Genomic DNA, 24,160 nt, shown 5'->3' on the forward strand with positions numbered 1-24,160 from the left:
AGGATGGGATCCATGGCCACACCGACGACCGAGCGACAGGGACGGCTCCGCCGCTTCAACGAGCGGTTCCTCGTGGAGGAGCGCGTGGTCCCGGCAGCCGCTCGCCGTGGCCTGCAGCTCACGGCGGTCGGGCTGATCGTGGTCGGGCTCGTCGGCTTCCTCGTGGTGTTCGACTCCGTGGCCGAGGCCGACGACCTCTCGCGCATCGACGCCCCGGTCGAGGCGTGGCTGCAGACCGCGCGCAGCGACTGGCTGACGGTCGTGATGAGCGTCATCGCGGTCGTGTTCGGGCCGGTGGTGATGCCGATCATCATCGTGATCACCACCGTCGTGTGGGGCGTGCTCGCGAAGCATGCGTGGCGTCCGCTGCTGCTCGCGGGCGGCATGCTGCTGGGCGTGATCGTCGTGCAGGTCATGGCCCCGCTCATCGACCGCGAGCGGCCGCCGGCCCAGGACATGCTCATGGACGTCGACACGACGGCGTCGTTCCCATCGGGCCACGTGATGGGCGTCGCGGACTTCCTGCTCATCACGACCTACCTCGTGTTCTCGCGGCACCGCAACCGTCGGATCGCCGTCTCCGCGTACACCGTCGCCATCGCGGTGATCGCGCTGACGGCGGCGTGCCGCATCTACCTCGGCTACCACTGGGCGACCGACGCGCTCGGCTCGATCTGCCTGTCGCTCGTCGTGCTCGGGATCGTGATCGCCGTCGACACATGGCGCACCGTCAGGGTTGGCACGCCCGAGGAGGTGGCGGCGTCGGAGGCCGCGGCAGAGCGCCCGGGCAACGAGGGGCTGGGATGACCGAGCGCGTCACGGGCTCGACGGGCGACGCGACGGGACCCGACCCGGCGTCCGACCTTCCGCCCGAGACGGGTGCACCGGCGCCGGTGCGCGTGTCCCGCCTCTGGTGGGTGGTCTCGGGAGGCGCGGCCCTCGCGCTGGTGGTGCTCCTCGCGCTCGTCATCGTCTACCGCGAGAGCAACAAGCCGTTCGGGTTCGAGGTCGAGTTCATGAGCGTGCTGGTGGCCGCGCGCAGCGACCTCCTCACGGTGCCGGCGCTCGTGTTCAACGCGCTCGGCGGCGGCCTCATCTCGACCATCGTCGTGCCGGGGGTCATCGTCGCCGGCCTGCTGCTGTGGCGCCGTCCGTGGGGTGCGCTGTACTACGTCGCCGCCGCCCTCGCGAGCGCCACGGTCACCCGCGTCATCAAGGTGATCGTCGCGCGGCCGCGGCCCGAGGACATCCTCGTGACGCCCGACTTCGGGTCGTTCCCGTCGGGGCACAGCGCGAACGCGGCGGTCGTCGCGACCGCGCTCGGCATCATCTTCCTGCGCACGTGGGTGTGGGTCGCGGGTGCGGTGTACACCCTGCTGATGATGCTGAGCCGCACCTACCTCGGGGCGCACTGGGTCTCCGACACGATCGGCGGCATGCTCGTGGGGGCCGGCGTGGCCGTCATCGTCTGGGCGCCGTTCGCCGAACGGCTCTACCGCGAGCATCGGATGCCGCATCCGCCGATCTGGGTCAGGCCGCCGCACGACGCACCGTCGGCGTGACGGGCGCCCGAGGCATCCGTCGCGGCATCCGTCACCCGCTCTGGATCGGGCGGCACCGATTCCGCCATGCTGGTGCGATGCAGGACGTTCCGAGCACCTCGGGCACGTCGGGCGGACGCGCGGGACGCCTCCGCACCGCCGGCGAGTCGAACCGCGTCACGACGTTCGAGCTGTTCTTCGACCTCGTCTACGTCTTCGCGTTCACGCAGGTGAGCCGCCTGATGGCCGACACGCACAGCGCGTTCGGCATCCTGCAGGCGCTCATCGTGCTCGCCCTCATGTGGTGGACGTGGGCGGCCTTCGGCTGGCTCGCGAACCAGGCGCCCGCCGACCAGCCCGGCATGCGCGTCGGCATGACCGCCGCGATGATCGCGGTGTTCATCGCGGCGCTCACCATCCCCGAGGCCTACGAGGACCTGCCGGGCGGGTGGAACGGCCCGCTCGTGCTCGTGCTCGCGTACACGGCCGTGCGCGTCATCCATGCGACCCTGTACCTCGCGGCGGCGGGCGAGGACGCCGGACTCCGTCGCCAGGTGCTGGTCACGCAGGCAGTCGCCATGGTGCCGGCGGTCGGCGCGCTGCTCGTCGGTGTGTGGCTAGGCTCGCCGTGGCAGACCTGGATCTGGCTCGCTGCCTGGCTCTACGACGCCGGCCTCACGTACCTCAGCTCGCGCCGCGTCGGCGGCTGGCGCATCCACTCGACCGCGCACTGGGCGGAACGCTACGGACTCGTGGTCATCCTGGCGCTCGGCGAGTCGATCGTCGCGATCGGCGTGGGCGTCGCGCGCGAGCCGATCGGGCCGGCGATCGCGGTGGGTGCCGCGCTCGCCGTGGTGCTCTCGGTGCTGCTCTGGTGGGCGTACTTCGGTCGACTCGCCGAGGCGGGCGAGCACGCCCTCGAACGACGGTCGGATGCCGCGCGCGTGCAGCTCGCGATCGACGCCTACACCTACGTGCACCTCGTGATCGTCGCCGGGGTGGTCCTCGCGGCGCTCGGCGTCGAGGACGCGATGGCGCACATCGCCGAGGCGGAGCCGTACGGGTGGTTCGGCGCATCCGCGCTCGCCGCGGGGCTCACCGCGTACGTCGCGGCCACGGCCGTGTTCGCCCGGCTCGTCGAGGGGCGGTGGCCGGTCGTGCGGGTCCTCGGGACGCTGCTGCTCGCGGCATCCGTCGCCGTGCTCGCGGTCGTGCCGTCGATGGCGGCGCTCGCGATCGCCGTGGTGCTGGTCACTGCCGTGGTCGCGGTGGAGGGGGCGATGCGCCCGAGATGACCCGCGACCGAGGGCTCACCTGGCTGCCGGGGATCGACACGGCCCGCCACTACCGGCGCGCCTGGCTGCTGCGCGACGTGCGGGCCGGGGTGGTCGTGACGGCGCTGCTGATCCCCGCGGGGATGGGCTACGCCCAGGTCGCGGGCCTGCCGCCCGAGGCCGGCCTCTACGCGACGATCGTGCCGCTGCTGGTCTACGCGGTGCTCGGGCCGTCGAGGATCCTCGTGCTCGGGCCCGACTCGGCGCTCGCGCCGATCATCGCGGCCGCGATCCTGCCGCTCGCGCTCGGCGACGACGACCGGGCGATCGCCCTCGCGGGCCTGCTCGCGATCATGGTGGGCGCCATCCTCGTGCTCGGCGGGCTCCTGCGGCTCGGATTCGTGACCGACCTGCTGTCGAAGCCGATCCGCGTCGGCTACCTCAACGCCGTCGCCCTGCTCGTGATCATCTCGCAGCTGCCGAAGCTGCTCGGCTTCTCGATCGAGTCGGGCTCGCCGTTCGCGCAGGTCGCCCACATCGTCGAGGGGATCCTCGGCGGCGAGGTCGAGCCCCTCGCCGCGGCGTTCGGGATCGGCTCGCTCGCCGTGATCATCGTGCTGACGTGGCTGCGATCGCCCGTCCCCGGCGTCCTCGTCGCCGTCGTCGTGGCGACCCTCGTCACCTGGATGTTCGGGCTCGCCGAGCGGATGCCCATGGTGGGCGCCCTGCCGCAGGGGCTTCCCGCACCCGCGCTCGGCGGCCTGCAGTGGTCGGATGTCGCGGCGCTCGCGCTGCCGGCGGCCGGCATCGCGCTCGTGGCGTTCACCGACAGCGTCGTGCTCTCGCGCACGCTCGCGGCCCGCCGCGGCGAGTCGGTGGACGGCAGCCGCGAGATGGCGGCGATCGGCGCGGCCAACGTCGCGGGCGGCCTGTTCGGCGGCTTCCCGGTCTCCGCCTCCTCGTCGCGCACGCCCGTCGCCGAGCAGGCCGGCGCCCGGACCCAACTCACCGGGGTCGTGGGCGCACTGCTCATCGTCGCGTTCATGCTGCTGGTCCCCGGGCTCACCGCATTCCTGCCCGAGGCGACGCTCGGCGCCGTCGTGATCGCCGCGGCGTCGCGCCTCATCGACTGGCGCGGGTTCGTGCGGCTGGTGCGGATGGACCGGGTGGATGCGTTCCTCTCGCTGGCCGCCTTCGTCGGTGTGCTCGCCGTCGGCGTGCTCGAGGGCATCGCCGTCACGATCGCGCTCAGCCTGCTCGCGTTCGTGAACCAGTCGTGGCGGCCCTACCGCGCGGAGCTCGGCCGGGTGGAGGGGCTCCGTGGCTACCACGACCTGACGCGGTATCCCGAGGGCGAGCGGATCCCGGGCGTCGTGATCGTCCGCTTCGACGCGCCGCTGTTCTTCGCCAACGGCGGGATCTTCGACGACTACGTCCGCTCGCGCGTGCGGGCGGCGGGGACCGGCGTGCACACCGTGATCCTCGCGGCCGAGCCGATCACGGGCATCGACACGACGGCGATCGACGAGCTGATCGAACTCGACGAGTACCTCGCGTCGCACGGCATCCGGCTCATCCTCGCCGAGATGAAGGACCCGGTCGTCGACGTGCTGCGCGCCTACGGCGTGACCGACCGGTTCACGCCCGACCGCTTCGCCCCGACGGTCGGCGCGGCCGTCGACGAGATCACGGGGACGCTGCGCGGCGATCTCCAGGGGACGAAGTGGGCCGGTGAGTCCGGTGCGTCCGATCGTGAGGGCGATGCCGGTGACGGCGACCCCGGAGAATCCGGGGAATCCGGAGAATCCGGCGATTCGGGCGGCCGGACTCGGCCTGACGAGCCGGGCTCATCGGGCCGGTAGCGCGCGTATCGTGAGCCCTGGAGGTCGACATGACTGACAGGAGTTCGAACGCCGGGTGCTTCGCCGGCGGCGGTGCGATCTACGGGCTCGGGATCATCGGCGCGTGGGTGTTCTTCTTCCAGCAGGCCGATCAGTTCTGGGAGTTCATCTGGGCGTTCTTCCAGGGCATCTTCTGGCCGGCGTTCATGGTGTACGAGCTGTTCCACGCCCTCGTGACGTGAGGCGGCCGCTCAGTCCTCGAAGTACAGGTGCGCGTGCAGGCGGCATCCCGGGTTGAACGCGGCACCGCACGCCGGGCAGTCGTCGGTGGCCCGGTAGGCGTCGATCGTGAGCTCGGTGCGGCACACGCCGCAGAGGATCGCGTGCTCGCCGCCCGCGTCGCGCGGCCACTGCCGCGCCGGGTGCGTCTCCGACTCGGCGTGGCAGGCGTGGCACGGGTAGTACCGGTCGCAGCACGCGAACCTGATCGCGACCACGTCGAGCTCCGTGCGGTAGTGGATGCACCGGGTCTGGTCGTCGACGGTGGCGCCGTGCACCGCAGGGGTTGCGTTCGTCATGAGCCGCGGAGGATGGACGTCATCCTCTTGCCGCGAGCGACCTCGTCGACCAGCGTGTCCATGTAGCGGATCTGCTGCATGAGCGGATCCTCGATCTCCTCGACGCGCATGCCGCAGATCACGCCCGTGATCAGGGACGCATTCGGGTTCAGCTCCGGGGCATCCGCGAAGAAGGTTCGCAGGTCGATCCCGTCGTCGATCGCCCGCTCGAGGCCGTCGTCGTCGTAGCCGGTGAGCCAGCAGATGACCTCGTCGACCTCGTCCCGGCTGTGGTTCTTCCGCTCGACCTTCTGCACGTAGAGCGGGTAGATGCTCGCGAAGCTCAGGCCGAAGATCCGGTGTTCCATGGTCGTCGGCCTCCTCCGTGTCGTGGCGATGCCCCTTCCAGCGTACGAGACCGTGGCACGATGCGAGATGACCGTACGTCGAGGATCACGGTCTCGGACGGAAGGCGAGGTGCCGGCGATGACGACGGAGCGGGAGATCATCGGCCAGCGCGACGATCCCGACCTACCGCGGTACGCGGGAATCGCGACCTTTGCGCTGCTGCCGCGGCTCGAGGAGGTCGACCACGCCGACATCGCCGTCGTCGGCGTCCCGTTCGACTCGGGCACGAGCTTCCGTCCCGGTGCTCGATTCGGGCCGGCCCACATCCGGGAGCACTCGCGCCAGCTGCATCCCTACCACCAGTTCCACGAGGCCTATCCGTTCCGGGAGCAGCAGGTGGCGGATGCCGGAGACATCGGGGTCGGGCCGTATGGGATCGAGCGGGCCGTCGAGACCATTCACGCGAACGCCGATCGGCTGGTGCGCGGCGGCTCGCGGATCCTCGCGCTCGGCGGCGATCACACCGTCGCGCTGCCCCTGCTGCGGGCGGCCGCCGCGGCGCACGGGCCGCTCGCCGTGCTGCACTTCGATGCGCATCTCGACACCTGGGACGTGCTGCACGGCGCCTCGATCTGGCACGGATCGCCGTTCCGACGGGCCGCGGAGGAGGGGCTGCTCGATCTCGAGCACTGCCAGCACGTCGGCATCCGAGGCGGCGTCTACGGCCCCGGCGAGCTCGACGACGACCGCCGCGCCGGGTTCGCGATGATCCGGAGCGAGGAGTTCCAGCACCGGTCGACGGACGGCATCGCGGAACAGATCCGGGGACGGCTCGGCTCCGGTCCGGTGTACGTGTCGATCGACATCGACGTGCTCGATCCGTCGCAGGCGCCCGGTACAGGGACTCCCGAAGTCGCCGGGATCACCACCCGCGAGCTCTTCGCCGTGCTCCGCGGGTTGCGCGGTCTCCCCATCGTCGGCGCCGACGTCGTGGAAGTGGCTCCGGCGTACGACCACGCGGGCATCACGGGTCTCGCCGCCGCGCACACGGCGTGGGAGCTCCTGACGCTGATGGGGCTGGGCGGGGCGACGGCCGAGCGGTAGGCCCACCCCCGCTTTGGGGTCAGGAACGACCGCGGCCGTGCGGATACTGTTGCGACGCTGACGTCGGTCCACCCCTTCATCCGGGCCGGCGGATCCGACCCGAAAGCCCGGTGACCATGACCGATTCTCCTCGCCCGCAGTACGGCGAATACGCTCCAGTCGCGTACCCGACCGCTGCGTACCCCACCGCCGTCCACCCCGCCGAGGTGCACCCTCCGGCCGGTCATTTCCTCCCCGACACGGCGGGCGTCCTGCCGTACGGCACCCCTTCGCCGGAGGCGGCGAAGCCCCGGACGCTCGGCCTCGTCGCGTGCATCGGCGCGATCGTCGTGTTCGTCTTCTCGGTCGCGGCGTCGGTGACGGCTGGAGTGATCGCCGGTGAGGCGGCCGATCCGTACGCGACGTTCGAGCAGGACATGGCGGCGCCCCTTTCAGCCGTCGACGTCCAGCTCGGATCGATCATCGTGCTGCAGCTCACGCTCGGCACCGTGATCGGGGTCTGGGCGCTGGTGCAGGGCATCTTCGCCGTGGTCCTGAAGCGTGGACGCGCGTTCGGCATCGCGGCGATCGCCGTGGCCGTCTGCGCGCCGGTGGTCTCGATGATCGTCTACACCGTGACCTCGAGCGTGATCATCGCCACCCGGATGTGAGCGTCCGGTCTCGCGCGTCGTGATGACGCGCTGTGGTGGCGAGACGGACCGGGGCGTAGGCTCCTGCCACACGCCGTCGGGAGATCTTGGTGGGGACCTACTCCGGTGCAGAGCTGCGACAGCCGGCAACGCCGAGCGACCTGCTGCGTGCCGGTCTCGACCGCGATCCGAACGGGCTCGCGCTCGTCTCGGCACGGGCGCGGTTGTCGTGGGAGGCGCTCGAGGACCTCACCGACCGGCTTGCAGCCGGATACCTGCAGCTCGGCCTGGAGCCGGGTGACCGGGTCGCGTCGCTCATGCCCAACCGGTACGAACTCATCGTCCACTACCTCGCCTGCTTCAAGGCGGGCCTGGTCGCGACTCCGCTCAACTACCGCTACACGGCTGCCGAGATCGACCACGCGCTCGGTATCAGCGAGGCACGGATGCTCCTCGCCCACGTCGAGCGCGAGGAGGACCTGGCTGCGAGCGATCGGGTGGCGCGACTCCCGCTGGGCACGATCGGCTACCGGGAGGCCGAGGATGGCGGCGCCGCGTTCCAGGAGTTGTTGAAGCGCGCCGCGCCCGCCGAGCCGCTGGAGTCTCCGGCGCCCACCGCGCCCGCGGTCATCTTCTTCACGTCGGGCAGCACAGGTCCCCCGAAGGGCGTGACGCACACGCATGCGACGCTCGGCTGGATGTTCGCGACCGCGGCGGCCGCGCTCGAGTTCGGCCCCGGAGACCTCGTGCTCGCCGGATCCTCGCTCTCGCACGTCGGCGCCTTCTACGTGTCGTTCGGGGCGCTGAGTGCCGGTGCGGGCATCGCCGTCGCTCGCACCTTCGACGGAGACGAGCTGCTCGCGCTCCTGCGCGACGATCGCCCCACCGTGCTCTCGATGCTGCCGTCGGCCCTCTTCGCACTGACCCGTGACCACGGCGCACGCAGGACGACTTCTCGTCCCTCCGCCTCTGTCGGGCGGCTGGTGACAAGGTGTCCGCGCAACTCGAACGCGAGTTCATCGCGCTCAGCGGGACCACGATCGACGAGGCCTACGGGCTGTCGGAGACCGGGCTCGTGAGCGTGAGTCCACCCGCCGAGATCAGGATCGGATCCGTCGGCCTGACCGCACCCGGCGTCGCGCTCTCGATCCGCGATGACGTCGGCGCCGAGGTCGAGGTCGGTGCCGAGGGTCGCGCGTGGATCAAGACCAGGGGCGCCTGCGTCGGCTACTGGGGTGACGCCACCGCAACGGATGCCGCGTTCGCCGACGGCTGGCTCGACACGGGCGACGTCCTCCGCGCAGACCCCGATGGCTTCCTCTACTTCACCGGTCGCCGGAAGCAGATCATCGTGCACGACGGATCGAACATCAGCCCGCAGGAGATCGAGGATGTCCTGCTGGAGCACCCCAGCGTCGACAGCGTGGGGGTCGTCGGAATCCATGACGAGGTCCACGGAGAGAACGTGCGCGCGTACGTCACGCTGCGTGAGGGCTGCGAGCGGCCCCCCGATGTCGAGCTGATCCGCTTCGCGCGGGCGAAGATCGGCTACAAGGCACCCGAGGAGATCGTCGTGATCGACGAGATGCCCTCCACCGCCACGGGAAAGGTGGATCGCATGGGTCTCAAGCGGATGGCGGAGAGCTCGGTGCACGGCTCCAACGCGGGCGTGCCTGATCAGGGTCGGACCGGGGACCCGAGATAATGGACGAATGTCCTCGTCCGTGGAACCCCGCTCCAACCCGACTGCCTGGGCCGCGTTCTGGTTCGCACTCGCTGGGCTCGTGCTCATGCCCATTCCACTGTTCATCGGGCTGATTGTGGGCGGCGGCCTTTCCATCGTCGCCGCGGTCCTCGCCGTGATCGCCCTCTTGAAGGGGCTCGCGCGCAGCGGCAAGGGCATCGCCCCCGTCGTGTTCGCCGGGATCTTCATCGCGCTCACGTGGGGCGGCATCTCGGCCGGCGGCGGCACCGTCTGGTAGGTCTGCCGATCGAGCATGGGCCTACCGTCGAAGGCCCTGTCGCAGGTCGGTCGTCGCGGGACCGGATGGGACGGCGGAGATTCGAGGCCACGTCCAGGCGGACCGCAGGACGAAGGCCAGGAGCAGCACCTCGATTCCGATGGAGATGCCGTAGAAGGCGGCCCAGTCCCAAGTCGCCCCCGCCGCGTTGAAGATCGAGTAGGGGATGAGAAGCGATGCGACGACGAGGTTCGTGGCGCGGTTCACCCGGGCGGGCAGCGTCATGGAGAGGATCACCATCAGGGCCGGGATCGACACGGAGACGAGGAAGATCGTCAACAACGTCGAACTGATGTCGAACCTCCAGACGAGGCCGTTGAGGATGCCGTCGACGACGCCGGGCTTATAGAAGTTGAGGACGTCCACGTAGACGTACAGGAACATGAAGCTGGTCCATGCGGCGGCGAGCTTGGCCTGCACGGGGATCGGCGGGTTGTCGAGCAGGTTCGGGGTTGTCGTTCGGATGGTCATCGGTTCTTCCTTTGAGTGGAGCGGTCCGTCCGCGGGGTGGCGGCAGGTCTGGGCGTGCGTACGCACGGGTGGGTCGTTCTCGTCGGTCGGGTCGTCAGACGGTGATGACGACCTTCCCTCTGGTGTGGCCGGCCGCGACGTGGCGGAGGGCGTCGGCCGCTTCGTCGAGGGCGTAGGTGCGGTCGATGACGGGCCTGACCTGCCCGGTCGCGAGCAGGTCGGCCAGGGTGAGCAGGTCCTGGCGCTTCGCGAACGACGTGAAGGGCTTCAGCCGCTGTCGGGTGAACCCGGACAGCACGCGCGCCTTGACGATCCGGCCGAGGGGGCCGAGCCAACGGCCGCCGTGTCCGCTGTTGGGGATGAGGGTGCCGGTGGGCGTGAGCGCGCGGCGGAGATCCGCCAAGGGCTGGGCTTCCACGTTGTCGAGGATGACGTCGTAGCGCTTCCCGGTACGGGTGAAGTCGGTCCTCGTGTAGTCCACGACATGGTCGGCACCGAGCGACCGGACCAGGTCGACGTTCCGGGTGCTGCACACACCGGTGACCTCGGCACCGAACGCCTTGGCGAGCTGCACGGCGAAGGAGCCCACGCCGCCCGACGCGCCCGTGATCAGCACCGTCTGGCCCGGTCGAACGTTCGCGATGTCGCGTAATGCCTGCAACGCCGTCGTGGCCGATGTGGGCACCGCCGCCGCATCCGTGACCGACAGATCGGCAGGCGTGGACACGAGGTGGTCCACCGGGACGCAGGCATACTCCGCGAGTGTTCCCGTGGTGCTCCAGCCGAACACCTCGTCGCCGGGGCGGAGCGCCGTGACATCCGTACCCACCGCTGCCACCACGCCGGCGAGGTCCCTGCCCGGGATGCCATGACGTGGCCGTCGGAGCCCGAACGCCAGGCGCACCACGTACGGCTGACCGGTCATGACGAAGTAGTCACCGGGATGCACCGAGGCTGCGCCGACCTCGACGAGCACCTCGCCGCGACCGGGTAGCGGCAGCCCGACCTCGGACACCTCGAGGACGGAGGGCGGGCCGTAGCGGTGCTGGACGACGGCCCGCATCGTCGCCGCTCCCGGACTCGTACGCGGCACCCGGGGTGCTCCGGCATCCGATCGTTGTTCGACTCCCACAAGATCCTCCTCACGTCAGGGCGGACTCCCGCCGACTCGTACACCGTACTCGTACACTGTACTATGACTCGTACGCTGTACCATTGTCAAGCGATTCGAGCGAGCGAGGAGACCCGTGTCTGCGAGTGAACGACGTCAGGTCACGCCGGACGCGGGGCTGAGCAAGCAGCGGGTGGTGGACGAGGCGATCCGGCTCGCCGACCGCGAGGGGGTCGACGGGCTCAGCATGCGTCGGCTGGCTGTGGCGCTCGGCGCGGGCGCGATGTCGCTCTACCACTACGTGGCGAACAAGGAGGAGTTGCTCGACGCGATGGTCGACATCGTGTTCCAGGAGATCGAGCTCCCGCCCCAAGAGACCGACTGGCAGTCGGCGATCCGCCAGCGGGCGGTATCCGCCCGCCAGGTTCTCGCGCGCCACCCGTGGGCGGTCGGCCTGATGGAGTCGCGGACCTCGCCGGGGCCTGCGAACCTACGCCACCACGAAGCGGTCATCGCCTGCCTGCGGAGGGCCGGCTTCTCGGTCGTGATGGCGACGCACGCCAACTGGTTGCTCGACAGCTACGTGTACGGCTTCGCCCTGCAGGAGGCAAGCCTGCCGTTCGACACCGCCGATGAGCTCGCGGGCATGGCCGAGGGCGTCTACCTGCCCCAGCTTCCGCCGGACGAGTTCCCCTACCTCAACGAGTCCGCCGCGGCGCTCGTCGCTGCCGGCTTCGACCCGGCGGAGCAGTTCATCTTCGGCCTCGACCTCGTCCTCGCCGCCCTCGAGCCACTGAGAACCTCCGCATAGCCACGCTCATGGTAAGCCGCGCCGATCATCTCGCTGGTCGTGTACTTCGTGACGTCGGCCGCGAACCTCGCCACGAGGATCTGAGGTTCCGTCTCACGGCGTGAATGCCCGGCGCCCTACCGGGCATCGGGCCGGCGCGCCGTGACCAGCGACGTCGCCATCCACGGACCCGACCACCAGAAGCGCCAGCCGAGGGGTCGAGGTCCCACCACCTCGAACCCGGCGCCCGTCAGCTCGACCGCGTACTCGCGCGCACGTTGGATGTCCGCGATCACGATGACGCCGCCCGGCGCGAGGACCCGCCCGGCCTCGCGCAGCGCCCGTCGCCGACCGTCGGCGGTCGGGACGTTGTGGATCGACACGCTCGCCGTGATGAGCTCGAAGCTGCCGTCGTCGTAGGGAAGCTCGGTCATGTCGCCGGTGTCGAAACGCACGCGATCAGCGACGCCGTTCAGCTCGGCGTTCCTCCGCGCGACGTCGATCGAGTTGCCCGACTGGTCGATCGAGCGCCAGAGGTCGATGCCCGTGACCTCCGCGGCCGGAAACCGCAGGGCGGTCATGATCGCGATCGCGCCACGCCCGCATCCGAGGTCGAGTGCCCGGTCGCCGGGGCGGAGGGCGACGCCGTTCAGCAACCCGGCCCAGACCTCGAACTTCCCGCGAAGCGTCGCGCGCCAGTAGACCCACGCGCCGAGCATGCCGCCCACCGCGAGCACCGCGAAGTAGCAGGTCAGGAGGATCGACCACCACGACGGCGTCATGGTGGCGAACACGATCACGCCGACGATCCCGCCGAGGGCGAGCGCGACCCAGATCCACGGAACCGCCGGTGCGTCGATGCCGAACGCACCCCGCGGCCGTGCCGGTAGCAGCGTCTCCCGCATATCGAAAGTATGCGCCGGAGTCGCGTGCTCCCTCATCCACACATCGAACGCAGCCGCGGGATCGGAGCATCCCTCCCAACCTGGTCCTGGTGCCGGCCGCCGGCAGCGGCGGCGAGATCGTCGCGGGGCTCCGGCCTGCGGCCAAGCGGGGATCACGAGGCTCGCCGGTGCGCACGCGGCATGGGAGCTCCGAGCGCTCATGGCATGAAGGACCGGCCGCGCCGTGCTTCGATCGGCCGTATTCTCCTCCGGTCATCGCCTAGCGTGAAGCCCCTGTGCCGATCGTTCTGAGCGCGCCCATGATGGCGACGTGCCGAAGGGCGAGATGCGAGAGCGGCGAAGAACGGCCACACGTTCGGACACCAGCCGAGCGGTGGCCTTCAGCGACGCTGTCATCGCGATCGTCATCACGCTCCTCGTACTCGATCTCAGGCCGCCGAAGGCCGAGCCCGGCGGCCTGCTGTCCGCCCTGCTCGGCGAGTGGCCGACCTATCTGGCGTATGCGGCCTCCTACATCTACCTGGCCGTGATCTGGCTGAACCACAAGGCCGCCTTCTCCCGGATCCGTGAGATGGATCGCGGCCTGCAGTGGGCGAATCTCGGGATCCTGGCGACGCTCGCGCTGGTGCCCTGGCCCACCGCGGTGATCGCGGAAACGGCCAGGACCGGCAATCTCGAGGACGAGCGGGTTGCGGTGGGGCTGTACGCGATCGTGGGCGCATTGCTGTGCCTGTCCTGGTTGGTGTTCTTCTCCTACTTGGCGCGGCATGCCGACCTCACGAAGGAGGAGGTGGACGATTCGTTCTTCGCGCGCGAGCGCCCGCGGGCGCTCATCGGGGTCGTGCTGTACCTGGCAGCGGGAACGGCCGGCATCCTCATCCACCCCCTGGTGGCGTCGGTGATCTTCTTGCTCCTGCCCGCCTTCTACGGCTTCACCAGCCACGGGCTCGACCACGGGCCGGGATTTCTCCGTCGTGGCGTCGAGCACGGCGACGTCGGACGAGACACGTCGTCGAGGGGCACCGGGGACCCGGGACAATGAGCGAATGTCCTCCTCCGTCGAACCCCGCGCCTGGCGTTCCGGTAGGCCGTTGTCGCGCGACTTCTCAGAACCCGTAGGGCTCCTCGTCGGCAGCGAACCGCAACTCGCCTCGCCGCGCTGGGATGCGGGTCGGTGGCCTTACCGGAGGTTGTCCCGAAGGGCCGACTGTATCCGAACGGCGATGTGGAGATTGAGCCGGGAGTCCGGGTCGCTGAAGTCGGAGCCGATCAACTCGCGAATGCGGCCGAGCCGGTACCGCAGTGTGCTCCGGTGGATCATCAATTCATCCGCCGTGCGATCGTAGTTGCCACCTGAATCGAGGTACGCGCCGAGCGTCCGAACGAGTTCGGAGCGGTGATCCCGATCGTGCTCGACGAGCCGCCCGAGCCACTCGTTCACGAAGCGTTCGAGTTCGACGCCGTCGCCGGAGGTGTCGAGAACGCGAAGCAGACCGAGGTCATCGTGGTTCGACACCCCGTACGGCCGACGCGACTCCACGCGGAGACGTAGGGCTCGGCCCGCCTCGGCGAACGAGTCGGCGAGGTCTTCGGCGACGTGAGCCCCGCCGACGCCGATCGTGCCCTGCGTGCTGGAGACCGAAGTGGACAACCTCCGGTGGAGCTCGGAAAGATCCTGGCCACCGGCAACCACCGCGAGCATTCCATCCGATCGCCGCGAGATCAGCGCCGGCACGTGCATCGCCGCCAGTTCGTGCCGCAGCGCAGCGCCGATGTCGACGCCGTTGGGGGTCGGCGACTTCCAGCGGACGAGCACCACGCGTTGAGCGCCGCTGAGATCGAACTGGAGCGCCTCAGCGCGCGCCGGGGCGTCGACGGCACGGGGACCTGCGACGAGATCGTCCGCGAGGTCGCGTCCCAGCCGGATCTCGACCTCCGCGACGTTTCGATGGTGGGCGAGCTCGACGGCGATCATCTCGCTCGCGAACTCGACGGCGAATCGATCGTCCTCGCTCAGGCTGTCGTCGGGATCGTGGATGCCGATGACACCGAGCGTCTCCCCCCGCGAGCGGATCGGCGTCGCAGACCATTCGGGGTCGTCGGTCGATGCGGTGGTCGAAGGCTCGCCGTCGGGCTGGAGCAGGCGCAACGGTGCCGCGGAGACACCGACTGCCGCGAAGGCACGCTCGACGCCGAAGGAGTCCTGCAGTACGACCGGCCGTCGGGTGATGACACTCACGGCCTCGACGATCTGCGCCTCACCGTTGCCGGTGCCGGCCGCGGCGAGGATCAGATCACGGATGTTGCGATGCGCGTTCAGCCGCGCGATCGTGGCCGCCATCGTACGGTTCGAGCCCGCCTGCGCCTCCGTGAGCCGTCGGAGTTCTTTGGCGTGACGACGCTCGCGGTCGATGAGGTCGGCAGTGGCCAAGGCTGCCCCGGTCGGCTCCGCGAGCGCGTGGAGCAGGAACATCTCCTCGTTCGACGGCTCCGCCGCCGACTGGAGTACGAAGGCTCCCCTGATCTTGCCGGTTCCCCAGAAGAACAGGGCGTAGCGCCAGACGCCTCGATCGTCGATGACACCGCTCTCGCCTTCCCGCGCCTCGACCAGCAGATCGAGGCTGCGATTCGCCCTCCCCGAGAAGCGGACGAGCCGGTCGTCGTCGTCGGCGACGTACGCGGCACGTACGGCGCATCCGGCGATCCCCTTGGCTGAGGCGCCTGCGAGGCGCAGCGTCCTTCGCGTCGACGGGCGCTCGAACATCTTCGATCCCACCCTGAAGAGGTCGTACATGCCCGACTGCTTCTCAGCATCGAGGTGGGCCTGCGCGACAGGGTCCGAACCGCTCATTGCGCACATCGTGGTGCACTCCCTTGCCCCAACCTAATCCCTTCCCGGTTGGGCCCGGCAGGGCTTGCGTCGGACGATTCTTTCGTCCTCGCAGGGCGAAGAAGCGGACGAGCCGGAGGCGCACACTTGGCACGAGGCAGACCGTCGTCGGGCGAGGAGAGCGCGACACCACGAAGGGGAATCTCATGGCCAAAGCAGTCGGCATCGACCTCGGCACCACGAACTCGGTGATCGCCGTGTGGGAGGGGGGAGAGGCGAAGGTCATCCCGAACGCGGAAGGCGCCCGCACGACCCCGTCCGTCGTCGCGTTCACGGACACCGGCGAGCGACTCGTCGGGCAACTCGCACGACGGCAGGCCATCCTGAACCCCAAGGGCACCATCTCTTCAGCCAAGCGATTCATCGGGCGCAAGTTCGACGAGGTCGAAGAGGAGGCCAAGGCGGTCGGATTCGACGTCGCGCCCGGTCCGAACGGCGAAGCCAGGTTCAACATCCGTGGCAAACTCCACGCGCCCGAGGAGATCAGCGCGCTCGTACTGCGCAAGCTGGCCGACGATGCCGGCAAGTTCCTCGGTGAGAAGGTGACCGAGGCGGTCATCACCGTCCCGGCGTACTTCAACGACGCGCAGCGCACTGCGACGAAGGACGCCGGCCGCATCGCCGGTCTCGAGGTGCTCCGCATCATCAACGAGCCGACCGCGGCGGCCCTCGCATACGGGATGGACAAGAAGGAGCACGAGACGGTGCTCGTCTTCGACCTCGGTGGCGGCACGTTCGACGTGAGCCTGCTCGATGTGGGCGACGGCGTGGTGGAGGTGCGCGCAACAGCGGGTGACACCCACCTCGGCGGCGACGACTTCGATCGCCGCATCGTCGACTACCTCGCCGACGAGTTCCAGAAGGACAACGGCATCGACCTGCGCCAGGACCCCCAGGCCCTCCAGCGCCTGTTCGAGGCGGCCGAGAAGGCGAAGGTCGAGCTCAGCAGCGTCAGCCAGACGCAGGTCAGCCTGCCGTTCATCACGGCGGACGCCGCCGGTCCGAAGCACCTGACGGCCACGCTCAAGCGCTCCGAGTTCGAGAACATCACCGCGGACCTGGTCGAGCGCTGCCTCGGCCCGGTCCGCCAGGCGATGGAGGATGCCAAGGTCTCCGAGAACGACATCGACGAGGTCATCCTCGTCGGCGGTTCGACGAGGATCCCTGCCGTGCAGAACCTCGTCAAGCGGCTGACCGGCGGCAAGGACCCGAACATGACCGTCAATCCGGACGAGGTGGTCGCCCTCGGCGCGGCCACCCAGGCCGGCGTGCTGAAGGGCGAAGTCAGCGACGTGCTCCTGCTCGACGTCACACCGCTCTCGCTGGGCGTCGAGACGCGGGGTGGGGTGATGACGAAGATCATCGAACGCAACACCACCATCCCCGCGCGGCGGAGCGAGGTCTTCTCCACTGCCCAGGACAACCAGGACTCCGTGGAGATCGTCGTGCTGCAGGGCGAGCGCGAGCGCGCCGCCGACAACCGGGTTCTGGGCAGATTCGCCTTGACCGGCATCCGGCCGGCGCCGCGTGGCGAGCCCCAGGTCGAGGTCACGTTCGACATCGACGCCAACGGCATCCTCAACGTCAACGCGCGCGACAAGGACACCGGTGTCGAGCAGGGCATCACGATCAGCGGTACCACGAATCTCGATCAGGCCGAGATCGAGCGCATGGTGCAGGAAGCCGAGCAGCACCGCGCCGAAGATCAGCGCCTGCGTGAGGACATCGACGCCCGAAACGAGCTCGACGCCGCCGCGTACCGGGTCGAGCGCGCGTTGTCCGAGCTCGGCGCAACCGTACCGGAGCACGAACGCTCACGCGCCGAGATGCTGATCGGGCAGGCGAGGGAGGCGGTGGAGCGACAGGTCCCCGCATCCGAGGCCCGAGAACTCGCCAGTGAACTGCTGCAAGTGGAGGCCGGCTTGTCCATCGCCCGCTCGTCCGAGGCGTCGTCATCCGAAAGCCCGGGCGCTGCCGAGGACTCCGACGATGTCGTGGACGCCGAGTTCGATCGAGCCTGAGGGAACGTGGGAGATGGGAAACCCAGAGGAGCGCGACACGGACCCCGAGGAGAGCCGTGCTTCCAGCGAGCGGCCCAGCCCTCCGGAGGACCCGTCGCCGGCCCCGCAGGAGGACCTGAACCTCCGTGTCACGGAGTTGGAGGACCGCTGGCGTCGTGCGGCCGCGGATCTGGACAACGCTCGGAAGCGGGCCGCCCGCGACCTCGCACTGGCCCAGGACGCCGAGCGGGCGCGCGCGGCATCCGTCTTCCTCCCCGTCGTGGACGGGCTCCAGGATGCGGTCACGTACGCCGAGCAGGTCGACGAAGGACTCGCCGAAGGCGTGGGATCGATCCGGGAGCACGCCGTCGCCGCGCTCGAGCGGCTCGGCTACCCCCGCATCGACGACGTGGAGGTGCCGTTCGATCCCCGCGTCCACGAGGTGGTCTCGGTCGTCGACCGCGGCGACTTGCCACCGCGGACGGTCGCCGCAGTCGCTCGGCTGGGATTCGGGACTCCCGAACGCCTGCTGCGGCCCGCCGGAGTCGTGGTCACGGCATCGGAGGAGTGACGGCGTGGCGGACGACTACTACCAGCTGCTCGGCGTTCCGCGGTCGGCGGACGCCACGGAGATCCAGCGCGCGTACCGCAAGCTGGCACGCGAGTACCACCCCGACGTGAACAAGAAGGCGGGCGCCGAGGAGAAGTTCAAGCAGATCAGCGAGGCGTACCACGTGCTGTCGGACCCGGAGTCGCGGGCCCAGTACGACCGATTCGGGCCGGAGTTCCGGCAGTACGCGGCTGCCGAGCGCGAGTACGCCTCGCAGGCCGCCGGTGGACGGGGTGGTCGCGGTGGCGGCCGCACCAGAACTCGCCCGGGACCGTCCGGCTTCAGCTGGTCGAGTGCGCAAGGCGCCGCTGGTCCCGGCGGGGCTTCCGTCGACTGGGGAGACCTCTTCGGCGACGTCTTCGGCTCGATGCGGGGAATGGACAATCAGGTCGAACTCGAATTGACCGTCGAGGAGGCCTTCCGCGGTGGCCCCCGGACCATCGTCCTCTCCGGCCCGGACGGCGACCGTCAGACCTTCGACATCCAGATCCCGCCCGGCGTCCTCGACGGCCAGCGCCTCCGCATCGCCGGTGGCGGGAGTGCAGGGAGGCAGGACGGCGGGGCCGGAGATCTCATCGTCACGTTCAGAGTCCGGCCCGACCGTCGCCTCCGGCTCGACGGCAAGAACATCGAGATGGACCTGCCAGTCTCCCCGTGGGAGGCCGCCCTCGGCGCAAGCGTGTCGACTCGGGTGCCCGGTGGCCCGGTCACCGTGCGGGTGCCCCCGGGCTCGTCCAGTGGCCGGCGGCTACGACTGAAGGGCCAGGGGATGCCGCAGCCGGGAGGCAAGCCCGGCGACCTGTTCGCGAAGGTCAAGGTCATGGTTCCGCCGCACCTGACCGACCGTGAGCGCGAGCTCTTCGAACAGCTGAGGCGCGAATCCGCCTACGACCCGAGGTCGTCATCATGAGTTCTCCACTGCTCCCGGTACTCCCGCCCCGCCTGGACCTCGAGATGGTCGCCGCCGCGTCCCGCGTGCATCCCGAGTTGGTGCGACGGTTCGTCGAGCTCGGGCTCCTCCCCGCCCGGCAGGACGGGTCGGGTCGGTTGTGGTTCACCCCGGCCGCGCCCGAACTGGTACGTCGCATCGTGCGACTGCACGCCGACCTGTCGCTCAACTACGCCGCCGTCGCCCTGGTCATCGACCTGCTCGCGCGGATCGATGCACTCGAGACCCGGCGGTGGGTGATCCCCTCCGGAAGGGAGACTCCGCCATGGAGATGAACAAGCTGACCCAGAAGTCCCAGGAAGCCCTGCAGGACGCGCAGAGCATCGCGAGCCGGAACGGGCAGACGGAGATCGAGAACGAGCACCTGCTGCTCGCGTTGCTGACGCAGGAGGGCGGGCTGATCCCGCGACTGCTCGAGGCGGCCGGCGTCGATCTCACGGTCCTACTCAACGAGGTGCAGCACGCGATCGAGCGCAAGCCGAGCACCACCGGCCCCGGTGCGACCCCCGGTCAGGTGTTCATCTCGAAGAGCACGGCCGCGACCCTCGATCGGGCCGAGCGGGAGGCGACTCGACTCAAGGATTCCTACGTCTCGGTCGAGCACCTGCTGCTCGCGCTTGCCGACGACCCGTCGGGCAGCGCAGCTGCGCGCCAACTGCGGAACAACGGCGTCACCCGAGAGTCCTTCCTCAAGGCGCTCACCGCCGTTCGCGGAAACCAGCACGTGAACTCCGCGACTCCCGAGCAGACGTACGAGGCTCTGGAGAAGTACGGCCGGGACCTCGTGACCGACGCGCGTGCGGGCCGGCTCGATCCGGTCATCGGGCGCGACACGGAGATCCGGCGCGTCATCCAGATCCTGTCGCGCAAGACGAAGAACAACCCGGTGCTGATCGGCGAGCCCGGTGTCGGCAAGACGGCCATCGTCGAGGGCCTTGCACAGCGGATCGTCCGCACCGACGTCCCCGAGGGGCTCCGGGACAAGACGATCTTCCAGCTCGACCTCGCCGCCCTCGTCGCAGGCGCCAAGTACCGCGGCGAGTTCGAGGAACGGATGAAGGCGGTGCTGGCCGAGGTCGTCGCCGCAGAGGGGCGCATCCTCCTCTTCATCGACGAACTCCACACCCTGGTCGGTGCCGGCGCGACCGAGGGCGCGATGGATGCGGGCAACATGCTGAAGCCGATGCTCGCGCGAGGCGAGCTGCACCTCATCGGGGCGACGACCCTGGACGAGTACCGCCAGCACATCGAGAAGGACGCCGCCCTCGAGCGCCGCTTCCAGACCGTGATGGTGGATGAGCCGAGTGTCGAAGACGCCATCTCGATCCTTCGCGGACTGCGCGAACGTCTCGAGGTGTTCCACGGAGTGCGCATCCAGGACAACGCCCTCGTGGCGGCGGCGACCTTCTCGCACCGCTACATCACCGACCGGTTCCTGCCCGACAAGGCCATCGACCTCGTCGACGAGGCCTGCGCCCGGCTGAGGACCGAGATCGACTCGATGCCGGCGGAGCTCGACGAGCTCACACGGCGTGTGACCCGGCTCGAGATCGAGGAGGCCGCGCTGGAGAAGGAGAAGGACAAGCCGAGCCGGATTCGTCTCGAGGAGCTGCGCCGCGAACTCGCCGACCTGCGAGCCGAAGCCGACGCGAAACGCGCGCAGTGGGAGGCCGAGCGTCAGGCGATCCGCAAGGTGCAGGAACTGCGTGGCGAGCTGGAGAAGGTGCGCCGCGAAGCCGAGGACGCCGAGCGCAGCTACGACCTCAACCGTGCCGCCGAGCTGCGCTACGGCCGGCTCGCGGAACTCGAACGCCACCTCGCCGCCGAGGAGCAGCGACTCCGTTCGAAGCAGGGCCAGCAGCGGCTGTTGCGCGAAGTCGTGACCGAAGAGGAGATCGCGGAGATCGTGGCGGCCTGGACGGGCATTCCCGTCGCACGACTCCAGGAAGGCGAACGCGAGAAGGTGCTGAAGCTCGACGAGGTCCTGCGCGAGCGTGTCGTGGGGCAGGAGGAGGCCGTGACACTCGTCACCGAGGCGATCATCCGCGCCCGATCGGGCATCCGCGACCCACGACGGCCCATCGGGTCGTTCATCTTCCTGGGGCCGACGGGCGTCGGCAAGACCGAGCTCGCGAAAGCGCTGGCCGGCGCCCTGTTCGACAGCGAGTCCGCGATGATCCGCCTCGACATGAGCGAGTACCAGGAGCGGCACACGGTGAGCAGGCTGGTCGGAGCCCCTCCGGGGTACATCGGGTACGACGAGGGCGGCCAGCTCACCGAGGCGGTGCGACGGCGGCCGTACTGCGTCGTGCTCTTCGACGAGATCGAGAAGGCGCATCCGGATGTCTTCAACACGCTGCTGCAGGTGCTCGACGACGGCCGCATCACCGACAGTCAGGGTCGCACCGTCGATTTCCGCAACACCATCGTGATCATGACCTCCAACATCGGGGCCGAAGACCTGCTGACCGGTGCGCGGGACAGCAGCGGAGGGATCGCCGAAGACGTGCGGAACCGGGTGCTCGGGCAGTTGCGCGGCCACTTCCGCCCGGAGTTCCTCAACCGCGTCGACGACATCATCATCTTCGCCCCGCTCGGGCTGGAGCAGATCGAGGCGATCGTGGACCTGATGATGGGCGACCTGCGGCGCCGCCTCGACGAGCGCCAGATCACGCTCGAACTCACGCCGGAAGCACGGCACCTGATCGCCGAGCGTGGATACGATCCGCTGTTCGGCGCACGGCCCCTGCGCCGGTACATCTCGCACGACATCGAGACCCGCCTGGGCCGGGCGCTCCTCTCCGGAGCGGTGGCCGAGGGCTCCACCGTGCGCATCGATGTGCGCGACGGTGACCTCGTCGTCGACGTGGTCGACGTGCCGGCTGAGTCGGAGGTCGACGAGGAGGTCGCGGTATGAAGACGCCCGCGGCGACCACGATCATCCGCTGCCCGAATTGCGGACGCAAGAACCGCGTGCCCTCCGTGGCCGAAGGGCGGCCGCGGTGCGGGAACTGTCATCGGGCGCTGCCCTGGATCGTCAACGCGCTCGACGACACCTTCGCCGAGATCGCCGAGAAGGCGGACCCGCCGGTGATCGTCGACATGTGGGCGACCTGGTGCGGCCCCTGCCGCATGGTCAGCCCGGTGCTCGAGCAACTGGCGACCGAGCGGGCGGGCGAAGTGAAGCTGGTCAAGGTGGATGTCGACCGGGCGCCCCGGCTCTCGTCGCGGTTCACGGTGCAGGCGGTGCCGACGCTGCTGATCATGCACCACGGCAAGGTGATCGCAAGGCAGGCGGGCGCTGCGCCCGTCGAGGTGCTGCGCCGGTGGTTCGATGACGCGATGGCGAGGGACGCGCAGGACGAGAAGTCCGTAGGGCGAGACGAGGACGTCGCGTGACGCGCAACCCCGGAACAGAGGACCTGGCCACGGAGACCCCCGACACGCTCGGTGCATATCCGCGGCTCACACCCCTCCAGTTGCAGACGCTGAGCGAGGTCGGTACGACCAGGCCCGTCTCCGAAGGCCAAGTGCTCGCGCGGGCCGGCGAGCCTCCCGGGTCGTTCTTCGTCGTGGTCGAGGGTCGGGTCATGGTCTACGACGGCGATCCGGGCCTCCAGCAGGGTGGTCGGGAACCTGGCCGCGACGACTCGGGCGGTGGGGACGCTCGGATCGAGATCCATGGTCCCGGCCGCTTCGTCGGCGACATCGGCTTCTTGGAAGGGCAGCCCTCCTTCGCCACGATCGCCGCACTGGAACGCGGCAGCGTGCTCGACGTGCCGATCCCAGCGCTGGAGCGGATCGTCACGGGCGATCCCCTGCTCGGCGACGTCATCCTGCGCGCGTATCTCATCCGTCGGTCGATGGCGATCGGGTTCGGCAGCGGGCTGCGTATCGTGGGATCGCGCTTCTCTCCGGACACACGCCGGCTGCTCGACTTCGCGGCTCGCAACCGGATACCCCACCGGCTGCTCGACCTGGAAGGCGACCCCTCCGCCGAAGCCATCGTGCGGCGGCTCCGCGTGGGCGTCGACGACGTGCCAGTCGTCATCATCGGAGGCTCCCGCATCCTGCGGAATCCCTCGATCGTCGAGGTCTCGGACGCGCTGGGCCTGCGGAGCAGTCGACCCCCGGCGACCAGCGATGTACTGGTCGTCGGCGCGGGGCCGGCCGGCCTCGCTGCCACCGTCTACGCCGCCTCCGACGGGTTCTCGGTGGTGCTCTCCGACGCCGTCGCGACCGGCGGCCAGGCGGCACGCTCGGCGCGGATCGAGAACTACCTCGGATTCCCCTCGGGGATCTCGGGCGCGGAACTCGCCGACCGTGCCGGGCTCCAGGTCGCCAAGTTCGGCGCCACTCTCTTCGCCCCCTCCGCGGCTCAGCGACTCACGTCCGCCGGCGGCGAGTTGGAGGTGCACTTCGAGGACGGAACGCGCATCTCCGCACGCGCGGTCGTGGTCGCATCCGGAATGGAGTACAACCGCCTCGCAGCCGAGCATCTCGATCGGTTCGAGTACACCAGCGTCTACTACGCCGCCACGGTCAACGAGGCGCGCGAGTGCGGCACCGACCCGGTCGTCGTGGTCGGCGGCGGGAACTCGGCCGGGCAGGCGGCCGTCTTCCTGGCCGGGACCGCTGCCCACGTCCACCTGATCGTGCGCGGAGACGACCTGGCGGAGAGCATGTCGCGATACCTGGTCGCCCAGGTGGAGGCTCACCCGCGGATCACCGTGCATCGGCGGACCGAGGTGGTCGAGGCGACCGGCACGACGCACCTCGAGTCGGTCGTCGTCGAGCATCGGCCCTCGGGCACCCGGGAGGAGATCGCCGCCGAGCACCTCTTCGTCTTCATCGGGTCCACGCCCGCGACCTCGTGGCTGGGGCCGGGCATCGAACGAGATGAGCGCGGCTACCTCATCACCGGATCCGGCACGACATCCCCCGACGCGCGTCGTCAGCCCCTCGAGACCTCCGTGCCCGGTGTCTTCGCCATCGGCGACGCCCGCAGCGGGTCGGTGAAGCGCATGTCGGCGGCGATCGGCGAGGGCGCGAGTGTCGTCAAGATGGTCTACGACTACCTCGAAACCGGTGGCTCCCGGTTCTGAGCGAGCGTTGCGGA

General features: G+C 69.7%; 24 protein-coding genes and 1 pseudogene. 19 read left to right on the top strand and 6 right to left on the bottom strand.

Annotated features, from left to right (window positions below; translation table 11 throughout):
* Nucleotides 1–12: 12 nt before the first annotated feature.
* From ACFVN5_RS02180 to ACFVN5_RS02200, 5 genes are all read left to right on the top strand, one after another.
* Nucleotides 13–807, top strand: coding sequence for a phosphatase PAP2 family protein (locus ACFVN5_RS02180; protein ID WP_376952985.1), 795 nt, complete (start codon nt 13–15; stop codon nt 805–807).
* Nucleotides 804–1,562: a phosphatase PAP2 family protein gene (locus tag ACFVN5_RS02185; RefSeq protein ID WP_376952986.1), complete on the top strand. Its 759-nt coding sequence runs from the start codon at nt 804–806 to the stop codon at nt 1,560–1,562. Before ACFVN5_RS02180 ends, ACFVN5_RS02185 begins: the two co-directional genes overlap by 4 nt.
* Nucleotides 1,563–1,639: 77 nt before the next feature.
* On the top strand, nt 1,640–2,836 hold the full coding sequence (locus ACFVN5_RS02190; RefSeq protein ID WP_376952987.1) for a low temperature requirement protein A: 1,197 nt from the start codon (nt 1,640–1,642) through the stop codon (nt 2,834–2,836).
* Nucleotides 2,833–4,677, top strand: a complete 1,845-nt coding sequence (locus ACFVN5_RS02195; protein WP_376952988.1) for a SulP family inorganic anion transporter — start codon at nt 2,833–2,835, stop codon at nt 4,675–4,677. Before ACFVN5_RS02190 ends, ACFVN5_RS02195 begins: the two co-directional genes overlap by 4 nt.
* A gap of 29 nt (nt 4,678–4,706) precedes the next feature.
* Nucleotides 4,707–4,898, top strand: a complete 192-nt coding sequence (locus tag ACFVN5_RS02200) for a hypothetical protein (protein ID WP_376952989.1) — start codon at nt 4,707–4,709, stop codon at nt 4,896–4,898.
* A 9-nt stretch (nt 4,899–4,907) separates the two neighbouring features.
* Here the strand turns inward: ACFVN5_RS02200 and ACFVN5_RS02205 are convergent, their stop codons facing one another.
* Nucleotides 4,908–5,234 carry a CHY zinc finger protein gene (locus tag ACFVN5_RS02205; protein ID WP_376952990.1) on the bottom strand — a complete coding sequence of 109 codons (327 nt, stop codon included), beginning with the start codon at nt 5,232–5,234 and terminating at the stop codon, nt 4,908–4,910.
* Nucleotides 5,231–5,581, bottom strand: a complete 351-nt coding sequence (locus ACFVN5_RS02210) for a DUF2200 domain-containing protein (protein WP_376952991.1) — start codon at nt 5,579–5,581, stop codon at nt 5,231–5,233. Before ACFVN5_RS02210 ends, ACFVN5_RS02205 begins: the two co-directional genes overlap by 4 nt.
* Before the next feature lie 118 nt (nt 5,582–5,699).
* On the opposite strand from ACFVN5_RS02210, the gene speB reads away from it, so the two are divergent.
* The 5 genes and pseudogenes from speB (at nt 5,700) to ACFVN5_RS02235 (ending at nt 9,276) form a co-directional block, all read left to right on the top strand.
* Nucleotides 5,700–6,665 carry an agmatinase gene (gene speB / locus ACFVN5_RS02215; RefSeq protein ID WP_376952992.1) on the top strand — a complete coding sequence of 322 codons (966 nt, stop codon included), beginning with the start codon at nt 5,700–5,702 and terminating at the stop codon, nt 6,663–6,665.
* 116 nt (nt 6,666–6,781) lie between these two features.
* Nucleotides 6,782–7,315 carry a hypothetical protein gene (locus tag ACFVN5_RS02220; RefSeq protein WP_376952993.1) on the top strand — a complete coding sequence of 178 codons (534 nt, stop codon included), beginning with the start codon at nt 6,782–6,784 and terminating at the stop codon, nt 7,313–7,315.
* Between the two features lie 89 nt (nt 7,316–7,404).
* Nucleotides 7,405–8,468 (top strand): annotated as a pseudogene (locus tag ACFVN5_RS02225) (class I adenylate-forming enzyme family protein); the annotation flags it as partial.
* 177 nt (nt 8,469–8,645) lie between these two features.
* A complete protein-coding gene (locus ACFVN5_RS02230; RefSeq protein ID WP_376954295.1) occupies nt 8,646–8,999 on the top strand; it encodes a hypothetical protein in 354 nt (117 codons plus the stop codon).
* 7 nt (nt 9,000–9,006) lie between these two features.
* Complete coding sequence (locus tag ACFVN5_RS02235) at nt 9,007–9,276, top strand: hypothetical protein (RefSeq protein WP_376952994.1); 270 nt, start codon at nt 9,007–9,009, stop codon at nt 9,274–9,276.
* A 21-nt stretch (nt 9,277–9,297) separates the two neighbouring features.
* Here ACFVN5_RS02235 and ACFVN5_RS02240 read toward each other — a convergent pair whose 3' ends face one another.
* The gene (locus tag ACFVN5_RS02240) at nt 9,298–9,786 is read right to left on the bottom strand and encodes a DUF6326 family protein (RefSeq protein WP_376952995.1); all 489 of its coding nucleotides are present in this window, start codon (nt 9,784–9,786) and stop codon (nt 9,298–9,300) included.
* 94 nt (nt 9,787–9,880) lie between these two features.
* Nucleotides 9,881–10,762, bottom strand: coding sequence for an NAD(P)-dependent alcohol dehydrogenase (locus ACFVN5_RS02245; protein WP_376952996.1), 882 nt, complete (start codon nt 10,760–10,762; stop codon nt 9,881–9,883).
* Nucleotides 10,763–11,033: 271 nt separating this feature from the next.
* Here ACFVN5_RS02245 and ACFVN5_RS02250 point away from each other — a divergent pair, with 271 nt between their 5' ends.
* Nucleotides 11,034–11,708 carry a TetR/AcrR family transcriptional regulator C-terminal domain-containing protein gene (locus tag ACFVN5_RS02250; protein ID WP_376952997.1) on the top strand — a complete coding sequence of 225 codons (675 nt, stop codon included), beginning with the start codon at nt 11,034–11,036 and terminating at the stop codon, nt 11,706–11,708.
* Between the two features lie 116 nt (nt 11,709–11,824).
* Here the strand turns inward: ACFVN5_RS02250 and ACFVN5_RS02255 are convergent, their stop codons facing one another.
* Complete coding sequence (locus ACFVN5_RS02255) at nt 11,825–12,592, bottom strand: class I SAM-dependent methyltransferase (RefSeq protein ID WP_376952998.1); 768 nt, start codon at nt 12,590–12,592, stop codon at nt 11,825–11,827.
* Between the two features lie 310 nt (nt 12,593–12,902).
* Here ACFVN5_RS02255 and ACFVN5_RS02260 point away from each other — a divergent pair, with 310 nt between their 5' ends.
* On the top strand, nt 12,903–13,634 hold the full coding sequence (locus ACFVN5_RS02260; RefSeq protein ID WP_376952999.1) for a TMEM175 family protein: 732 nt from the start codon (nt 12,903–12,905) through the stop codon (nt 13,632–13,634).
* A gap of 138 nt (nt 13,635–13,772) precedes the next feature.
* Here ACFVN5_RS02260 and ACFVN5_RS02265 read toward each other — a convergent pair whose 3' ends face one another.
* Entirely contained in the window at nt 13,773–15,443 is a 1,671-nt protein-coding gene (locus ACFVN5_RS02265; RefSeq protein WP_376953000.1) for a helix-turn-helix domain-containing protein, read from the bottom strand.
* 185 nt (nt 15,444–15,628) lie between these two features.
* Between ACFVN5_RS02265 and dnaK the strand changes: the two genes are divergently transcribed.
* Genes dnaK through ACFVN5_RS02300 form a run of 7 tightly spaced genes read left to right on the top strand, consistent with a single transcriptional unit; the run spans nt 15,629 to nt 24,146 of the window.
* Nucleotides 15,629–17,503: a molecular chaperone DnaK gene (gene dnaK / locus ACFVN5_RS02270; protein ID WP_376954296.1), complete on the top strand. Its 1,875-nt coding sequence runs from the start codon at nt 15,629–15,631 to the stop codon at nt 17,501–17,503.
* A gap of 13 nt (nt 17,504–17,516) precedes the next feature.
* Nucleotides 17,517–18,053 (top strand): nucleotide exchange factor GrpE, encoded by a 537-nt coding sequence (locus ACFVN5_RS02275; protein ID WP_376953001.1) that lies wholly within the window; start codon nt 17,517–17,519, stop codon nt 18,051–18,053.
* Nucleotides 18,054–18,057: 4 nt separating this feature from the next.
* Entirely contained in the window at nt 18,058–19,002 is a 945-nt protein-coding gene (locus ACFVN5_RS02280) for a DnaJ C-terminal domain-containing protein (RefSeq protein WP_376953002.1), read from the top strand.
* Entirely contained in the window at nt 18,999–19,316 is a 318-nt protein-coding gene (locus ACFVN5_RS02285) for a chaperone modulator CbpM (RefSeq protein ID WP_376953003.1), read from the top strand. Before ACFVN5_RS02280 ends, ACFVN5_RS02285 begins: the two co-directional genes overlap by 4 nt.
* Entirely contained in the window at nt 19,307–21,958 is a 2,652-nt protein-coding gene (clpB, locus tag ACFVN5_RS02290) for an ATP-dependent chaperone ClpB (RefSeq protein WP_376953004.1), read from the top strand. Before ACFVN5_RS02285 ends, clpB begins: the two co-directional genes overlap by 10 nt.
* Nucleotides 21,955–22,440, top strand: a complete 486-nt coding sequence (gene trxA, locus ACFVN5_RS02295; RefSeq protein ID WP_376953005.1) for a thioredoxin — start codon at nt 21,955–21,957, stop codon at nt 22,438–22,440. Before clpB ends, trxA begins: the two co-directional genes overlap by 4 nt.
* Nucleotides 22,437–24,146, top strand: a complete 1,710-nt coding sequence (locus tag ACFVN5_RS02300) for an FAD-dependent oxidoreductase (protein WP_376953006.1) — start codon at nt 22,437–22,439, stop codon at nt 24,144–24,146. The genes trxA and ACFVN5_RS02300 overlap by 4 nt, the downstream gene beginning before the upstream one ends.
* The last annotated feature ends 14 nt before the right edge of the window (nt 24,147–24,160 follow it).

Origin of the sequence: Agromyces sp. NPDC057865, from assembly GCF_042796995.1 — a bacterium.
Lineage (GTDB): Bacteria > Actinomycetota > Actinomycetes > Actinomycetales > Microbacteriaceae > Agromyces.

What these genes read in the sequence shown, in the direction of transcription:
- ACFVN5_RS02190 (WP_376952987.1), top strand. Translation starts at nt 1,640, where the DNA reads ATGCAGGACGTTCCGAGCACCTCGGGCACGTCGGGCGGACGCGCGGGA.
- ACFVN5_RS02180 (WP_376952985.1), top strand. Translation starts at nt 13, where the DNA reads ATGGCCACACCGACGACCGAGCGACAGGGACGGCTCCGCCGCTTCAAC.
- clpB (WP_376953004.1), top strand. Translation starts at nt 19,307, where the DNA reads ATGGAGATGAACAAGCTGACCCAGAAGTCCCAGGAAGCCCTGCAGGAC.
- ACFVN5_RS02275 (WP_376953001.1), top strand. Translation starts at nt 17,517, where the DNA reads ATGGGAAACCCAGAGGAGCGCGACACGGACCCCGAGGAGAGCCGTGCT.
- ACFVN5_RS02235 (WP_376952994.1), top strand. Translation starts at nt 9,007, where the DNA reads ATGTCCTCGTCCGTGGAACCCCGCTCCAACCCGACTGCCTGGGCCGCG.
- ACFVN5_RS02255 (WP_376952998.1), bottom strand. Translation starts at nt 12,592, where the DNA reads ATGCGGGAGACGCTGCTACCGGCACGGCCGCGGGGTGCGTTCGGCATC.
- ACFVN5_RS02200 (WP_376952989.1), top strand. Translation starts at nt 4,707, where the DNA reads ATGACTGACAGGAGTTCGAACGCCGGGTGCTTCGCCGGCGGCGGTGCG.
- ACFVN5_RS02210 (WP_376952991.1), bottom strand. Translation starts at nt 5,581, where the DNA reads ATGGAACACCGGATCTTCGGCCTGAGCTTCGCGAGCATCTACCCGCTC.
- trxA (WP_376953005.1), top strand. Translation starts at nt 21,955, where the DNA reads ATGAAGACGCCCGCGGCGACCACGATCATCCGCTGCCCGAATTGCGGA.
- ACFVN5_RS02220 (WP_376952993.1), top strand. Translation starts at nt 6,782, where the DNA reads ATGACCGATTCTCCTCGCCCGCAGTACGGCGAATACGCTCCAGTCGCG.
- ACFVN5_RS02195 (WP_376952988.1), top strand. Translation starts at nt 2,833, where the DNA reads ATGACCCGCGACCGAGGGCTCACCTGGCTGCCGGGGATCGACACGGCC.
- ACFVN5_RS02185 (WP_376952986.1), top strand. Translation starts at nt 804, where the DNA reads ATGACCGAGCGCGTCACGGGCTCGACGGGCGACGCGACGGGACCCGAC.
- speB (WP_376952992.1), top strand. Translation starts at nt 5,700, where the DNA reads ATGACGACGGAGCGGGAGATCATCGGCCAGCGCGACGATCCCGACCTA.
- ACFVN5_RS02205 (WP_376952990.1), bottom strand. Translation starts at nt 5,234, where the DNA reads ATGACGAACGCAACCCCTGCGGTGCACGGCGCCACCGTCGACGACCAG.
- ACFVN5_RS02265 (WP_376953000.1), bottom strand. Translation starts at nt 15,443, where the DNA reads ATGAGCGGTTCGGACCCTGTCGCGCAGGCCCACCTCGATGCTGAGAAG.
- dnaK (WP_376954296.1), top strand. Translation starts at nt 15,629, where the DNA reads ATGGCCAAAGCAGTCGGCATCGACCTCGGCACCACGAACTCGGTGATC.
- ACFVN5_RS02240 (WP_376952995.1), bottom strand. Translation starts at nt 9,786, where the DNA reads ATGACCATCCGAACGACAACCCCGAACCTGCTCGACAACCCGCCGATC.
- ACFVN5_RS02285 (WP_376953003.1), top strand. Translation starts at nt 18,999, where the DNA reads ATGAGTTCTCCACTGCTCCCGGTACTCCCGCCCCGCCTGGACCTCGAG.